Annotated in this window: 19 protein-coding genes and 1 tRNA gene; 15 read left to right on the top strand and 5 right to left on the bottom strand. The window is 41.8% G+C overall.

The features are described 5' to 3' along the window. The first annotated feature begins 56 nt into the window (after nucleotides 1-56). The 8 genes from BUC10_RS11580 (at nucleotide 57) to BUC10_RS11545 (ending at nucleotide 6,611) form a co-directional block, all read left to right on the top strand. The gene (locus BUC10_RS11580) at nucleotides 57-1,208 is read left to right on the top strand and encodes a phosphatidylserine decarboxylase (RefSeq protein ID WP_073179720.1); all 1,152 of its coding nucleotides are present in this window, start codon (nucleotides 57-59) and stop codon (nucleotides 1,206-1,208) included. A 4-nt stretch (nucleotides 1,209-1,212) separates the two neighbouring features. Beyond that, nucleotides 1,213-1,629: a GNAT family N-acetyltransferase gene (locus BUC10_RS11575; RefSeq protein WP_084732630.1), complete on the top strand. Its 417-nt coding sequence runs from the start codon at nucleotides 1,213-1,215 to the stop codon at nucleotides 1,627-1,629. A gap of 52 nt (nucleotides 1,630-1,681) precedes the next feature. Then, nucleotides 1,682-2,314, top strand: coding sequence for a Crp/Fnr family transcriptional regulator (locus BUC10_RS11570; protein WP_073179715.1), 633 nt, complete (start codon nucleotides 1,682-1,684; stop codon nucleotides 2,312-2,314). 64 nt (nucleotides 2,315-2,378) lie between these two features. Further along, the gene (locus BUC10_RS11565) at nucleotides 2,379-4,112 is read left to right on the top strand and encodes a SulP family inorganic anion transporter (protein WP_073179713.1); all 1,734 of its coding nucleotides are present in this window, start codon (nucleotides 2,379-2,381) and stop codon (nucleotides 4,110-4,112) included. 57 nt (nucleotides 4,113-4,169) lie between these two features. Then, on the top strand, nucleotides 4,170-5,582 hold the full coding sequence (locus BUC10_RS11560) for an MBL fold metallo-hydrolase (RefSeq protein ID WP_073179711.1): 1,413 nt from the start codon (nucleotides 4,170-4,172) through the stop codon (nucleotides 5,580-5,582). A gap of 42 nt (nucleotides 5,583-5,624) precedes the next feature. Continuing rightward, nucleotides 5,625-5,969, top strand: coding sequence for a rhodanese-like domain-containing protein (locus BUC10_RS11555; protein WP_073180119.1), 345 nt, complete (start codon nucleotides 5,625-5,627; stop codon nucleotides 5,967-5,969). A 17-nt stretch (nucleotides 5,970-5,986) separates the two neighbouring features. Beyond that, entirely contained in the window at nucleotides 5,987-6,331 is a 345-nt protein-coding gene (locus BUC10_RS11550; RefSeq protein WP_073179709.1) for a rhodanese-like domain-containing protein, read from the top strand. Between the two features lie 13 nt (nucleotides 6,332-6,344). Continuing rightward, nucleotides 6,345-6,611 (top strand): heavy-metal-associated domain-containing protein, encoded by a 267-nt coding sequence (locus tag BUC10_RS11545; protein WP_073179706.1) that lies wholly within the window; start codon nucleotides 6,345-6,347, stop codon nucleotides 6,609-6,611. 3 nt (nucleotides 6,612-6,614) lie between these two features. On the opposite strand, the gene BUC10_RS11540 is transcribed toward BUC10_RS11545, so the two are convergent. The 3 genes from BUC10_RS11540 to BUC10_RS11530 are packed head-to-tail and all read right to left on the bottom strand — an operon-like array spanning nucleotide 6,615 to nucleotide 9,168. Beyond that, nucleotides 6,615-7,487 carry a sterol desaturase family protein gene (locus tag BUC10_RS11540; protein ID WP_073179704.1) on the bottom strand — a complete coding sequence of 291 codons (873 nt, stop codon included), beginning with the start codon at nucleotides 7,485-7,487 and terminating at the stop codon, nucleotides 6,615-6,617. 9 nt (nucleotides 7,488-7,496) lie between these two features. After that, the gene (locus BUC10_RS11535; RefSeq protein WP_073179702.1) at nucleotides 7,497-7,946 is read right to left on the bottom strand and encodes a hypothetical protein; all 450 of its coding nucleotides are present in this window, start codon (nucleotides 7,944-7,946) and stop codon (nucleotides 7,497-7,499) included. A 1-nt stretch (nucleotide 7,947) separates the two neighbouring features. Beyond that, nucleotides 7,948-9,168, bottom strand: a complete 1,221-nt coding sequence (locus tag BUC10_RS11530; protein ID WP_073179700.1) for a sulfite oxidase — start codon at nucleotides 9,166-9,168, stop codon at nucleotides 7,948-7,950. 169 nt (nucleotides 9,169-9,337) lie between these two features. On the opposite strand from BUC10_RS11530, the gene BUC10_RS11525 reads away from it, so the two are divergent. The 7 genes from BUC10_RS11525 to BUC10_RS11500 all read left to right on the top strand — a co-directional run bounded on the left by BUC10_RS11525 (nucleotide 9,338) and on the right by BUC10_RS11500 (nucleotide 13,519). After that, nucleotides 9,338-9,544 (top strand): YgaP family membrane protein, encoded by a 207-nt coding sequence (locus BUC10_RS11525; protein WP_073179697.1) that lies wholly within the window; start codon nucleotides 9,338-9,340, stop codon nucleotides 9,542-9,544. A 135-nt stretch (nucleotides 9,545-9,679) separates the two neighbouring features. Next, on the top strand, nucleotides 9,680-9,805 hold the full coding sequence (locus BUC10_RS18020; protein WP_262493196.1) for a hypothetical protein: 126 nt from the start codon (nucleotides 9,680-9,682) through the stop codon (nucleotides 9,803-9,805). Nucleotides 9,806-9,841: 36 nt separating this feature from the next. Next, a complete protein-coding gene (locus BUC10_RS11520; protein WP_073179695.1) occupies nucleotides 9,842-10,399 on the top strand; it encodes a YeeE/YedE family protein in 558 nt (185 codons plus the stop codon). Continuing rightward, on the top strand, nucleotides 10,396-10,809 hold the full coding sequence (locus BUC10_RS11515; RefSeq protein WP_073179693.1) for a DUF6691 family protein: 414 nt from the start codon (nucleotides 10,396-10,398) through the stop codon (nucleotides 10,807-10,809). Before BUC10_RS11520 ends, BUC10_RS11515 begins: the two co-directional genes overlap by 4 nt. Nucleotides 10,810-10,857: 48 nt before the next feature. Next, nucleotides 10,858-10,929, top strand: a tRNA-Arg gene (locus BUC10_RS11510). A gap of 281 nt (nucleotides 10,930-11,210) precedes the next feature. After that, nucleotides 11,211-11,849, top strand: coding sequence for a hypothetical protein (locus BUC10_RS11505; RefSeq protein ID WP_073179691.1), 639 nt, complete (start codon nucleotides 11,211-11,213; stop codon nucleotides 11,847-11,849). A 53-nt stretch (nucleotides 11,850-11,902) separates the two neighbouring features. Beyond that, on the top strand, nucleotides 11,903-13,519 hold the full coding sequence (locus BUC10_RS11500) for a hypothetical protein (RefSeq protein WP_073179689.1): 1,617 nt from the start codon (nucleotides 11,903-11,905) through the stop codon (nucleotides 13,517-13,519). An 8-nt stretch (nucleotides 13,520-13,527) separates the two neighbouring features. Here the strand turns inward: BUC10_RS11500 and BUC10_RS11495 are convergent, their stop codons facing one another. Both BUC10_RS11495 and BUC10_RS11490 read right to left on the bottom strand, forming a co-directional pair. Continuing rightward, entirely contained in the window at nucleotides 13,528-14,550 is a 1,023-nt protein-coding gene (locus BUC10_RS11495; protein ID WP_073179688.1) for a DUF6588 family protein, read from the bottom strand. Next, a complete protein-coding gene (locus BUC10_RS11490; protein ID WP_073179687.1) occupies nucleotides 14,547-15,209 on the bottom strand; it encodes an ion channel in 663 nt (220 codons plus the stop codon). Before BUC10_RS11490 ends, BUC10_RS11495 begins: the two co-directional genes overlap by 4 nt. Nucleotides 15,210-15,249: the final 40 nt, after the last annotated feature.

Here is a 15,249-nt window from a genome sequence, read left to right as displayed (position 1 = left end):
ATAACTTTTCGTTCCCCCATATGAATCAATAATTATAATCTTAAAATGAAGTAACTATGGGAAAGCAGTTAAAAAAGAGTATGGTACTCTTGTTTTTTGTGTTCATTGGATGTTGGGGCGTCTTTGCCCAACAGGAATGTAAATCGGTAGCAGAGCTAAGGGAACTCTATAAAAAGAACCCAGAATTTAGGACAACAGTGGACCAGATGTTCAAAAATGTGCACCCACTCCCGGATGGTTCGCCAAATCCTTGGGAAGGTAAGAATGTTGAAGACCTTTATGGGTTTTTAAATGAGTGGTTTTACTTTCTACCACATACGGACGATGGTTTGGATAGGATAATAGAATTCTCATTCCTATACTACAAAAACCCAATTGGGATGAAGTTTATCAAGGAGGAACCTGGACTAAGCTGGTCCTTGGATTTCATAGCAGAAAGGGGGGCATTTATGGATAGTCCTGCTTCTACAGCCAACATCGGCAAATGGCTGTCGGATAAAAATCTAAAGCATGAGGATTACGTAATGCCACTTGATGGGTTTAAATCTTTCAACGAGTTCTTCACTAGGGATCTAAGACCTGGAGCCAGACCCATCACGGCGATGGACGACAATTCGGTGCTGGTTTCCCCTGCGGACGGCGTAATCAATATGATTAACAATGATGTCCAACTCGATTCCAAAATTCCAACCAAAGCTGGAATGACCCTAAGTTTGATGGAGTTGTTGGACGGGTCCAAGTATGCGGAAAAATTTGTGGGTGGGACGGCCCTTGCGGTCTTCCTGTTACCTACCAATTACCATCATTTCCATGCTCCAATTTCGGGAACCATGGTCGAGTCCAAAGAGGAAGTAGGAGATAGACTGTTTGGGATGCCCGATATTTTGGATATCATTAACGATGGGAACGTTGCTTACAATAAGGATTACAGTGTTTTTCAGGATTTTAAGCACGGATATTATATTATCGATACCAAAACGTACGGACATATCGCAATGGTTCCAATTGGCTTGCAGACCATTGGCTCAGTGGTGCTCGAAGATAAATTCAAAAATATTAAGGACGTGAAACCGGTACAGGTATATAAAGGCGACAAATTGGGTCATTTTGCTTATGGCGGATCTACGGTGTTGTTGTTGTTCGAGAAAAAAAAGCTTAGCGGTTTAAGCGTCAGGCTTGGCCAGCAAATAGGAAGTCTGAGTAATTAATTCCATGAAAATCGAAGCGGTAAAGTCAAGGCCCTTAACGATGGAGAGTTATCAAATACTGAGGGCCACAACTGATTGGAATTCTCTGGAAGATGCTAAGGTAATCAGTGCCTTGGGGCGGGATTTGTTCTCGGTGTGCCTTTATGTGGATGGAGAAGCTGTTGGCATGGGGCGTGTAGTTGGCGATGGTGCTATTTATTTTTACATCCAAGATGTTGTGGTTCATCCGCAATATCAGGGTATCGGTGTCGGAAAATTAATCATGGAAAAAATCATGACCTTTTTGAAGGCTTCTATTTCAGGATACGCCTTCATTGGGCTTATGGCAGCACATGGGGTTGGCGAGTTTTACCACCAATTTGGGTTTAAGGAACGTATCGCCGGCGCCCCGGGAATGTTCATGGTGATGAACGAAGAATAGCGGCTCTTCAAATTGACAAAATGGCTACCTTAGAGGAGAATTTTGCAATGCAATGAAGACGGAACTTGTACAAACCTTTGGTAGTCGTTTTGAAAGATCCCTAATAGAAGAAATCGCGGACATTGGTACTTGGATGGAGGTGCCCGCTGGGGAGACCTTGATGGATATTGGGAACTATATCAGACAAATACCACTCCTTATCTCCGGGGTGATTAAAGTATTGCGTGAAGATGAGGACAGTGATGAACTGTTACTCTATTATCTGGAACAGGGGGAAACATGTTCGGTAACCATGTCCTGCTGTTTGGGACAATCCAAAAGCGAGATAAGAGCGGTTACCGAGACGGACGCAACTATTGTTATGGTACCCGTACAGAAAATGGAAGAATGGATGGCCAAATACAAGGGATGGCGCAGTTACATCCTTGAAAGTTATCACCATAGGCTTAACGAACTCTTGCACACCGTGGATAACATTGCGTTCAAAAATCTGGATGAGCGCTTGATGGAGTATCTTAAGAAAAAATCCGAAATAAGCGAGGATAACAATATCCGGAATACGCATCAGGAAATTGCGGTGGATCTCCACACCTCCAGGGTTGTCGTATCCAGATTGTTGAAACGACTGGAAAAAATGAAAAAACTGCAGCTCCACAGGAACTATATCCAAATACTTGACCTTTAATTTTGTGCCTTGGGTTACTGTAAATCATATTGTTGCTGCTTACATTTACACAAACTTTGACTGAATGTTCAAACGGTGCCTGCCTATTTTATCTTGGATAAAGACCTATGACCGTGATGCTTTCCTGAGCGATATTATAGCCGGTGCAACGGTAGGTGTAATGCTTATACCTCAGGGTATGGCATATGCCATAATAGCCGGAATGCCTCCCATTTATGGGTTGTATGCAGCTCTGGTCCCTCCGGTTATCTATGCTCTTACGGGTACTTCCAGGCAGTTGGGAGTGGGCCCTGTGGCCATGGACTCCTTACTGGTAGCTGCGGGAATAGGCGCTTTGCATCTGGCCAACATTGAGGATTATATCTCCACTGTTCTTTTTCTAACGTTGATAATCGGTTCGTTGCAGCTGTTGTTGGGAATCCTGAAAATGGGATTCTTTGTCAATTTTTTATCTAAACCGGTCATAAGCGGATTTACCTCAGCAGCAGCTATTTTGATAGGTTTGGGGCAGTTGAAACATATTTTAGGCGTGGACTTTTCCCAATCCAACAAGATCTACACCTTACTATCCAGTATTTTCGTGAATTTGGAACATATAAATCCTTTTGTTCTTGGGCTTGGTATCACTTCCATTCTGATAATTGTTTTATTGGGTCGAATGAGCAAAAAAATTCCAACTGCCCTATTGATAGTCATTATAGGCATCATGGTGACCTACCTTTTTGATTTTTCAAAATATGGAATATCGATAGTAGGGGAGATTCCGGAAGGTTTGCCAATTTTTCAAGTGCCGGAGATGGAGGTCAAGAGCTTCGGTGAGCTTTTACCTATTGCCATTACGGTCGCTTTATTTGGATTTATGGAATCCATATCCATTGCCAAAACGGTAGAGGAAAGACATTCGGAATATGAAGTTGAACCTAATCAAGAACTTAGAGCTCTTGGGCTTTCCAACCTCATTGGGTCATTCTTTCAATCCTTTCCTGTTTCTGGAAGCTTTTCCCGGACAGCAGTAGCTGATCAAGCGGGAGCAAAATCCGGAGTTGCCCTCATTTTTGGTTCAATCCTTGTTTCGGCTACCCTATTGTTCTTGACTCCTTTGTTCTATTACCTGCCCATTGCAGTCTTGGGTGCCATTATCATGGTTTCCGTTTTTGGTCTGGTAGATTTCAGCTATCCCAAGGCACTCCTAAAACATAGAAAGGATGAGTTTTTTCTTCTCTTAGCCACTTTTCTTATGACACTTTTTATTGGCTTGATAGAAGGGATTCTTCTGGGAATTTTACTTTCCCTTTTGTTGTTGGTATATCGAATTTCCAATCCCCATATAGCCATTTTGGGACGAATAAAAGGAACAGACTATTTCAAAAATGTGAATCGCTTTGCTGAGGAAATAGAGGTTTTGGATAATATCCTGATTTTTAGGTTTGATGCACAATTGTATTTTGGGAACAAAGATTTCTTCAAAAAGGAACTCTATAAACAAATAGGGCGTAAGGGGAACAAATTAGAGTATGTAATATTGAATGCCGAAGCCATTAATTATATAGACAGCAGCGCTGTCGCCATGGTGGAACGGATAGTGAAAGACCTGCGTTCCAAACAGATTCAGTTCATTATTGCTGGCGCCATAGGTCCAACAAGGGACATTTTTCACAGCAGTGACCTCATCAACGTCATAGGAAAGGAGAATCTTTTTGTTCGGACTTTTGAAGCTGTTGACTATTGCTCCCATCAAAAAGAAAAAAATAGGATACAGGAAAAAATATCCTTACAGTCCAAAACCAATCAATTGTAACCTGAGTAACCAAATAATATATCAACGGGGTGTATCTTTGCCCAAAAACGAAATCCCATGAAAATTGAACAAATTTATACAGGATGTCTGGCCCAAGGCGCATATTATGTTGAAAGCGAAGGTGAGGTGGCTATCATAGACCCGCTTCGCGAGGTAAAACCATATGTCAAGAGAGCGGAAGAAGATGGAGCGCAGATCAAATATATCTTTGAGACCCATTTTCATGCAGACTTTGTAAGTGGGCATGTCACCCTCTCGAAGGAAACAGGAGCTCCTATTGTTTATGGACCCAATGCCAACCCAGCTTTTGAGGCAATTATCGCTGAAGATGGTCAGGAGTTTACCGTGGGAGATTTGGTCATAAAAGTTTTACACACGCCTGGACATACCATGGAAAGTACTACATATCTATTGAAGGATAAAGATGGGAAGGACCACGCCATATTTAGCGGAGATACGTTGTTTCTTGGTGATGTGGGACGACCTGATTTGGCGCAAAAAGCAGCTGATATGACCCAGGAAGAACTAGCGGGAATTCTGTTCGATAGCCTTAGGAGCAAGATAATGCCCCTTGCTAATGAAGTGATTGTCTACCCTGCACATGGAGCGGGTTCGGCATGTGGTAAAAACATGATGAAGGAGACCGTTGACACCTTGGGGAATCAGAAAAAAATGAACTATGCCCTTAGGGCAGATATGACTATGGAAGAATTTATAAAGGAGGTCACCGATGGGTTGCTGCCTCCTCCATTGTATTTTCCCTTGAACGTAAAGATGAACAAAGAAGGGTATGAGGATATAGATGACGTTTTGGAAAGAGGGACCCAGGCCTTGACCCCGGATGCTTTTGAGACTGCTGCCAACGAAACGGGAGCAGTTGTTTTGGATGTGCGTCATCAGGATGACTTTGCAAAAGGTCATGTGCCTAGGTCCATTTTTATTGGTTTGGGAGGGAGCTTTGCCCCTTGGGTTGGTGCATTGATAGCCGATGTGAAACAGTCCATTTTACTCATTACCCCAGAAGGAAAAGAGGAGGAAACCATTACCAGACTTTCCCGCGTTGGTTTTGATGGAACCATAGGATATTTGGATGGAGGACTGGAAGCCTGGGAAAAAGCAGGTAAGGAAGTCGATACGGTGAAGAGTATCAGTGCAGAAACCTTTAAACCCTTGGTGGCAGAAAAAGTTCCGGTATTCGATGTGCGAAAGGAAACCGAGTTTGAAGCGGAACATATCATGGACGCTGCCCTTACACCTTTGGATTACCTCAATGACCATCTGGCCGAGTTTCCGGAAGGTGAAACCTTTTATGTACACTGCGCCGGAGGATATAGAAGTATGATCGCCGCCTCAATCTTAAAGAGTCGTGGCATCCATAACCTTGTGGATATTGCTGGAGGATTCAAGGCGATTAAGGAGGCCGGGATTCCCGTAACCGACTTTGTTTGTCCTACCACGATTAAGAAATAAATGATGTTGGGGAAGGTCAAACTTTTCGTATTCTGCATCACTATGCTTTTGCAATTTTCCTGCGGAGACCCCAAAGGGGATAGTTTTAGCGAGAAAATTGACAAAGCTACCCTACAACAAATGGCCATTGGGCAAGATGTACAACTGATAGATGTACGTACTCCTATGGAATACAAGCTTGGATATATAGGCGACGCCATCAATTTTGACATCAATAATCAGGAGCAATTTCTAGAGCAGATAACGTTGCTTGACAAGGAAAAACCGGTATACTTATACTGCAAAATGGGAGGGCGTAGCAACAGGGCCGCAGAACTGATGAAGGACAAAGGGTTCAAGAAAATTTATGATTACTCAGGGGGATACCAAGACTGGATTTCAGAATAGTATTAAAAGTTAAAAAAATGTCCATTTTAAGCAATCTTTTCAAAAGAAATACGGATACTGGTGCAATTAAGGTCTTGGACCGGGAAGCCTATGGCAAGGCCATTGCTGGTTCCAAGATTAATTTGGTGGATGTGAGAACCGCCAAGGAGTATTCCTCTGGCCATATTAAGGGAGCCAAGAACATTGACCTATTTCAAAAAGAAGCATTTAATAAAGCTTTTTCCAAAATGGATAAGGAAATACCGGTCTATCTCTATTGCCAATCCAGCATGAGGAGCCAGAAAGCGGCCAAAAGGCTTGTGAAGATGGGATTTGTAAGTGTATTCGATTTAAAGGGAGGTTACCGAAACTGGAACCATTAAAGATGAAATTTTTATGAAAACGGTACTTCAGGTTCAAAATCTAAAATGCGGAGGTTGTGCCAATACGATTGCCGACCATCTTAATAAAATTGAAGGGATGGAGTCCCTTGGAATAGAAGCAGAGACCGCTTCAATCACTTTAGAACATCAGGATGCTGAGTTGCTTCAACAGGTGAAAACAAAATTAAAGACCCTTGGTTATCCTGTTGTGGATGAGGAAAATGGTATGCTGTTAAAGGCCAAATCCTATGTAAGTTGTGCAATCGGAAAACTGGGTTAGGAATTATTGTTTTCGCTTCCTGAATCCATACCAAAGCTGTCCCCAAAAACCATTGGGCATTTGTTCATCCCCAGGATATCCCAAAGAGATCGTACCACTATCTTCAGGAATGTAATTCGTTCTAAAAATGTAATCCCAAAGACTTAGACTTATCCCAAAATTAACTCCAAAAGCACCTTTGGGAAGTACATAGGAATGATGGTACAGGTGCATAACCGGATTATTAAACAGATACTTCAGAGGGCCATAGGTTAATTTAATATTGGCATGATTCAGATGGCCAATGGCGATAGCCGTAAAATGTACAATGTAAGCTTGTTCGGGTTCAAAACCTCCCAGCAACATCACCCCAAAGGTTTTTAAAGGCTTGTAGAGAATATTCTCCATCCAGTGGTAGCGTAAATGGGCTGCAAACCCCATTTCCTTCACACTATGATGCACCTCATGAAAACGCCAGAGTAATGGAACCTTGTGCAAGAGCACATGGGTAAACCATTGCACAAAATCCAAAAGGACGAAGAAGACCAGCAATTGCGTCCAGGCTGGCCAAGTTGAAATATTGAAAAGTGCCAGACTGTCCGCTGTTATCCCCAATTGTTTGAACCAAATTCCCAGTACATCATAAACCCCACTGATTACAATGGCGAAAATGAAGAAGTTGAAAAACATATAAAACCCATCCAGCCAAAAATCCTTTCGGAAATTAGATTGGTTTTTACGCCAGGGAAAAAGTATTTCCAACAACCAAACTATTAAGGATATTAGAATGAGGCCCCAGAAATAATTGGAATGCCATGGTACTTGAAAGACCATTGATTTCCATGTCCAATTGGCCGTTCCCACGATACTGTTTGTAAAGGCATCTAAATATTCCATGCTAATCCATTATTGAAGTGGATACCACTCCACATCCTTTAAATTTTGACGCCTACCCTTTGAAACAGGAGCGTAGTTTTTGGCCAAATAGGCAAGGATAAGTTCTTCATTGTTGCCTAGGTCCCAAAGATTTTGTGTTTCCTGCATCCATCGTATGGTGGCTTCCCAACCTTCCCGGTTCATCCTATTTTGGGTGACCAATTTGGCCGAGTGGCAACTGGTACAATTTTGAATGGTGACCTTCATTCCTTCATCCTCAACAAAGCCAGTGGCGACATGAATCCCATTTTCTATGAGGTCATCTTGGGGTGCGGCTTCAACTTCTACTAGAACCTCAGGGGTTTCTTGGGGTTTGTTTGCCAAATAAAAAAGCCCTCCAAACAGCACAAGGAACAAGGCCAAAAATGCGAAAAGCACTTTGGACAAAAGTTTTACCTGATGTTCAAAATCACCATTCATTTTATACCACTTTTACCGCGATTCTATGGCAAGCGTTATTTAAATAGCCTTTGGGATTCCAGCCAGGCAGAACCATGGGTTGACTCTTTCCGTTTTCGTCGGTGGCGCTGGCCCAAATTTCATAATACCCTTTTTTTGGGAATGCGATTGTAGCACTAAAGTGCTGCCACGCCAATCGGTTGGCAGGTGCTTCCAGTGCGCAATTTTGCCAGGTACTTCCAAAATCCAGGGAATAGGACATCTTTTCAACCTTGAGTTCCCCTGCCCAAGCATGCCCATTTATTTTTAGTTTTTGACCGCTTTGTATGAGCGCTCCAGACCTTGGTGATGTAATAAGGGATTTTACGGGCATGGATTCTATGATGCACATATTTTCTTTATTCACTTCGCTACCGGGAGCGACCGTTTCACAGGGCACCCGGTACGAACTTCCTCCCATTTTTGCACCGTCATGAACCTGATTTCGGATGCTTAATCGGGTAAGCCATTTACCAGAAGCTGAGGCAGGCCAACCGCCACAAACCAGGCGCAATGGAAAACCATGAGCCAACGGAATATCCTTGCCGTTCATTTGGAAAGCCACCAAAGTTTCATCCTGTAATGCCTTTTCCAAGGGAACCCCCCTAGAAATAGGTTCTTTGCTGGGGTCACCACTTAGATGCGTATCGGCTGCGTGGTAGCCAATGTAAACTGTATCGGATTTAAACCCCACATCCTCCAAAATATCCCGAAGTCGGACACCTGTCCATTTTGCGCTGGAGACGGCCCCAACGGTCCATTGGTTTCCTTTTGCAGGGGGGGTAAATTCGCTCCTGCCATTCCCTCCGCATTCCAAGGTTAATTGATAGGTATAATGGGGAAATTTGGTTTTAAGTTCTTGGAGCGAATACGTCTTTTTGGTTCGAATGGATTCCCCATCAAGAACCAGTTCCCAAGTCTTTGGATTGATATTCTCCGGTATTTTTCCGTTGTTTCGGATAAACATGAATTCATTTGGGGTTACTCGGTCGTTCAACAAATGGGCCTGAGCCTCCATGTTCCAAGGTTTATCGTTCAACACCACCATTTCCTTGTTTTTTTGAAACAGTTCAAATGGGTCGGGGTCCTGAAGGCCAAGTGGGATATAACCCAAAGGCATTTTATTTCCAAAGACGATACGGGTTCCCAAAAGGCCGGATAATGCAGCCAAAGACAACCTCTGGTTAAATTCCCTTCTTTTCATGTACGACGAATACCAAAATCAAAAATAGATTAAAATTTTAGGCAGCTGTGTAACCAAGGTTACCAAAAACCATATGAATATAACATAGTTTTGATCAAGTTGCTAACCAAAGGGTAATGGATGCCAGATGTAGGCTTAAGTTCCAGAAGTCCTTTTAAAATCAGTTGGGATGAAGAAGAATATGAGCGGTTTTGACCGCGTTTTCCGGATACTTGTTGCCTTAGTAGTGGTGGTGCTATATTATTTCAAGATTCTTGAAGGCACTCTGGCTTATGTCCTTTTGGGACTGGCAGCAATTTTTACGCTTACTGGGTTCATCAGCTTTTGCCCATTATATGCACTTTTTGGACTGAGTTCCCAAAAAAACAAAAAATAGTTTTTGATCGGTTGTTTCTAAATAGGCCCCAATCCATGGATTGGGGTTTATTTTAATCTTTTCGCTAACTTGAGAAATGTCATACTATTTAAAAATCTCCCGTGATACATTTGAATATATTTAAATCCAATAAAAGTGAAATTACTTACCATTCCTTTAGTTTCTTGGGAAAACGGAGTTTGGATGATTGGCGTTTTCGCCGTGGTCGTCGTAGTCCTTGTTTTTTCTGTTTTGGCGTTGATGAACAGCGGAAAGAAGTAGGCTTTTCCCTAAGACAAACTTTTAAATTTACAGCTTATGTTGTTTGAGCCGTGGCCATGGTATGTGTCCGGCCCATTGATTGCCATAATAATGGCGATTCTCATCTTGATGGGAAAGCGTCTGGGGATGTCATCCAATTTGGAAACCTTGTGCACCTTGGGAGGAGCTGGAAGGTTTCTGGACCATTTTAAAATTGATACGGCTGCAAAAAGATGGAATCTTGTTGTGATCGCCGGAGTTGTTCTAGGGGGGGTTCTTGGAGCCAATTTCTTAAGCAATTCTGACGAGGTAGATATTTCTGCAAAGTCCATTGCCCTTTTGCAAGAATTGGGATTCAATAGTGCCGGAACGTCCTATTTACCAACAGAGCTTTTTTCCGTTGAGGCCTTAACCGAACCTACCGTTTGGATTCTACTTTTGGTAGCAGGATTTTTGGTGGGCTTTGGTTCCCGTTACGCGGGTGGGTGCACTTCTGGCCACGCAATATCGGGTTTGAGCAACTTACAGCTTCCTTCTTTAGTTGCTGTCTTGGGCTTTTTCGTCGGTGGCTTGATTATGGTCCATTTACTATTCCCTTTAATTTTTGGTGCATGAAGAACCTAGGGTATTTTATGATTGGGATTTTCTTTGGGATTGTGCTCTATAAATCCGAAGCCGCCTCTTGGTTCCGAATCTATGAGATGTTCCAATTTCAATCGTTTCACATGTATGGTATTATTGGGTCTGCTGTGCTTTTGGGTGCGGGATTTGTTCAGTGGGTAAAAAGAACAAAGGCCAAATCCTTGGACGGCAACCCAATTACGATTGCGGATAAAAAAAAGACTTTTGTGTCCAATGCACTGGGTGGTATTTTATTTGGCCTAGGATGGGCCTTGGCCGGCGCATGTCCTGGACCTATGTACACGCTTCTGGGTGCAGGATTCCTACCTATTTTGATCGTTATTTTTGGAGCCTTGTTAGGAGCTCTTGCCTACGGAGGGTTAAAATCCAAGCTACCCCATTAGTAATTGATGTCCAAAAAAACATATTTTTGCAATCCATTTATATAGAATGGCCCCGTAGTTCAATGGATAGAATAGAAGTTTCCTAAACTTTAGATGCAAGTTCGATTCTTGCCGGGGCTACTTTTCTTTGGTTGACTCCAAATCAATGGGTTTGCCAATCACCAACACTGTCACCTATTCTTTAGAACTTCCCAATTGTTGGAATAAGACCATATCTGATTTGACAATAGAATAGCAGATTTTGCCTTAAGGACCCTCCGAACAACCATCATTGTCCCGCTTTACTTTGGTATTAGATAATAGTGCTATTATCGACCAGAAGACTAAACCTCATGGCAACGGCTAATTTTGTAAATTTAGAAACATCCAGTTTGTTATCTAACATCTAAACACTATCTAAAATGAAATTACCAGCCATCCTTAACGTATTGACCTTAATGTTTTTACTTTCCAGCTGCTCCTCCTATTTGACCAGTTCGGAAAATGTGGGTAAAGTCAAGAACAGCTACAACAAAATATTGGTTGTTGGTCGTTCAAAGGACAAAACCGCACGGATCAAATTTGAAAATAATGTGGTCAATGAATTGGCGGCGAATGGAGTCAACGCCATTGCCTCCCATGCCACAAAAAATATTATAAATATCAACAAGAAGTATTCGGAAAGTGAATTGGTGTCCTTAAAGAAAAGTTTGGTGTCCAAGAAATATGATGGTGTACTCGTTACCAACCTTATTAATACGGAAGAATATACCGATGTTTTACCAGGTGGGAGTTCTACGGCCTACATACCCACACGTGTAGGTAGATTTGGAAGATACCTCACATATTACCCTATCACGACTTGGGAACCGGACCAGTTAAAAACCGGAACCAAATTTATTTTTGAAAGCACGCTTTATCGGTTAAACGAAAACCCGGGTGAGAATCTGCAATGGGTAGGGCGCTTTGAAGTTAAAGACCCCAGTAGTTTGGAGAAAACGGTTAAAAACTACGCAAAGGACCTAACCAGTGCCCTTGTAAAGAGCAGTGTGTCCAATTAGCGATCGCAGATGGATTGTATTGTGATATATATGCCGTTACAATGTGCTGAAAAATGATGCTTTCAAGAAAAAAATCAATACTGTTGGTTGCAGTTTCTGCACTCGTTTTTCTTTTGGGCTATTTGACACTGAAACAGACTGAACGATTGCTAACCGAAGCTTTTGAAAGCAAATTGGTCCTGATAAGCAATCAGTCTCCCTATCAAATCAGCTACAAGGGGCTTGACATATCAATTTTGAAACAATCTTTTTGGTTAACGAACGTGATGGTTTTGCCGGACAGCCTTCCAAGAGATGGAAAAAGCTTACAACCACATATGGCCATAGCTTCAATTACGGCCCATGATTTTGAGATTTTACCGCTGTTATTTAATCGGCACCTCAATATTGGTAAAATCGATATGAATAATTTGGAAATGGTCTATAGCACCCGAAAAGGTAATGGGCAAAAACAAAACAAATCATCAAATACAAAGCAAAAAAAGAAGCAGCCATTAAAGAAGCTGACTGTTGAATCAATTGAGATCAGGGACTATTTCATCACAGAGTTAAGCACGGACCTTAAGGATTCATTGTCAACGTTACAAGGTGAAAACTTTTCTATAAATGGGGTTGCCTTTGAAAGAACCCTTAGGGAAGGACAACTTTCTTTGAATCCTTCCAAGGTGGCTTTACATGCGTCAAACCTTTTTGGAAAATTGGGCAATACAGAATTAATGCTCTCAAATTTTCAATTTAATGCCAAAAATTCCTTTGCCCGTTTTGATAGCCTTCGAATTGGCAACCCCGATTCGTCAAGGCAAATTGCAAAACATCAGAAGTATAATAAACCTGTCAATAGTGCCCATATTCCTGTGATGGAATGTTTTGGAATTCAAACAGACAGTTTATTGAAACATGGAAATTTTGTTGCGGACAGCCTAATTCTGGACCATGCGCATTTTACCATAATCAAAAATATTGCAAAACCTTGGGACACGAACACAATCATTCCTTTGCCCCAACAATTACTGCGAAGCAAAAAACAAAATATTGCAATTGAAAGGGTACAGATCAAGGATGCAAAAACACAATACTTTGAAGTTGCCAAGACTGACGAGATTGAAATCCCGATTGATCAACTGCAAGTGACCATTGAAAACCTTGGGCATGGGACTGTGAGATCCCAAAATCAAGAGGAAAAGTCAATGGAAGTTGCCATTCAAGGGCGGTTTTTTTATGATTTTCCCGTTAGGGCACACTTTATGTTTCCAAAGCCAATGCAAAGCGACCTATTCCAGTTTGAGGGTTCTACAGGTCCTTTCCACTTTGAAACCTTTAATCCAATTATGGTCCCGACTTCCAACATAAAATTCGAATCGGGCCATGTGCAGCGTATCAATTTTAATGGAACCGGGAATGCAGAGAGAGCATCCGGTGAATTTGTGATGTTATACACTGATTTGACCACTACCGTATTAAAACGTAAAGGACATAAGAAAAATAAAACCTTTTCTTGGTTGGCCAATGCTACCGTTCGAAAACAAAATCCCAAGAACGGTAAGATAAAGGTGGCCAGTATGGAGCATCAACGGGTGCCCTATAAAGGGTTTGGAAATTATATGTTCAAAACCATTGAATCCGGGCTTACCAATTCCGTTTATCCCTTCGGGAATCGGAAAAAATATTAGTGAACTTACTATTTGGCTTTCAGTATGTTATAATTAATGCCCAATGCTAGATTATTAAATCCCTGAAAGGTATAGTCCAAGTTGATTTTAAAGCGGTTTAATCGTACAGTGGTACCTAGACTGGTCCTAAAACCTGATATTTCTCCCTGAACATCAAAAGGATCTACAAAATTAAATGTTTCTTGTTCTGTCACTATCGTGTAGGTTCCTAAAAGCGCATAGTTTGATTTGCCATTTGCATATCCGAGACTGCCATAGACATTCCAAACCGGAAATTTGGTGGAAATCAAGGTCTCCATCAACCAAGAATTCAGGTATACATCAACCTTTTGGGAATTCCCGGTAACAAAGCCGTCAGCCTGAAAGTCGTAGTCGGCGTCCAATCGGGTAAATGCGCCGAAAAGGGAAATGTGCAATGGCCATTTTTCCATTGATTGGACACTTTTAGTCACCTCATGCTTCAGCCCGAAACCAAAAACTCCCAACGCAACTCCTTCCACTTTCAATTTTGGAAAAAACCTAAAACTCAATTCTGAATTAAAGGGTAGGCCCAAGCTTGCCTGTAAAAAAGCATTAGGCAATAAATTCGTTGAGAACAGACCTATGCCTGTGGGAGCATCGAACACAAACTCCTCTCCATTTAAAGTTGCCACGAAGGTGACCTCCGATTCGGTAGCTCCCAATATTGTTGGTATCCGAACGCGGTTTGCCCCTCCTAGTACCTCTAGATTATCTATTGATGAAATATCAATTTCCTTGGACAATTTTTCACTGGGTACAAAAGACCCATTTGCCACTAAGGAAATATCAAGTTCCCAAGCTTTTTTGACTTCAGCCGAGTTGTTCCATCCTCCGATTAATCCATAAAGAAGGCCTTCACTTAAGGGTTCCAGATATAGAGATGCCAATTCTTCTGCAGACTCCACACCAAGCACCAAATAATTATTAAAATCAAAATCATTTTGGGCTTCTAGGCTTACGGCCGGAATTATTACTAGGAACAGGAATATTTTTTTAAATGACAACTTCATTTTTGCTGTAAAAATTTACCCACAACAACGGCTGTGATAATCACCAGGTAGACCTGTCCGGTCAATCCAATAAACATAGTAGCTTTTTGGGCCAGTCCAGTGACCGGCAATATATCCCCATAACCAATGGTCATCAAGGTGATAAAGCTAAAATACATAAGCTCCTCGGCCAATAGCCCATTATTCCCCAGTCCACTCAATGCCCCTCCCATGAAAGATCCTGGAATAACCAGTTCAATGGTAAGACAAATAAAAAAACCTATTAGTCCAAGGGAGATGTACCCACTGATCAGTCCAAAAATGACATTTTTGCTAACCTGTTCAGCGAACCAAACCTGTTTCAAAATCTCTAAGGTAACCACCAAATAGAATAAAAAGTACCCGGTCATCCTGATAAATCCCAACTCTCTGGAATTTATTGCCAACCCGGTTGAAATAGCAAAAACCACGGCACTAACAAACAACATGGCCATACCAAACCACATTAACTTGGGTTTTTTGGAAATTAAAACCACGCCCGCGAACAAGTTGACCAAAAACAAAATAGGTTCCAAAACATTTTCAAAAATGGCAGAGGGTACTATCAGTGAACCAAATAAAATAGCTACTTGACTGGATAGAAATAGTTCAAAACGGGTATGATACAACTTATCAAACATTGGCTGTACTTAAAGTGTTCAGTTTATGGCAATGGAGATA

The sequence above is a fragment of the Flagellimonas flava genome, assembly GCF_900129665.1.
In the GTDB taxonomy this organism is placed as follows: Bacteria; Bacteroidota; Bacteroidia; order Flavobacteriales; family Flavobacteriaceae; genus Flagellimonas; species Flagellimonas flava.
The sequence above is the reverse complement of the archived record's forward strand: the minus strand, read 5'-3'. Positions and strand labels throughout refer to the sequence as shown.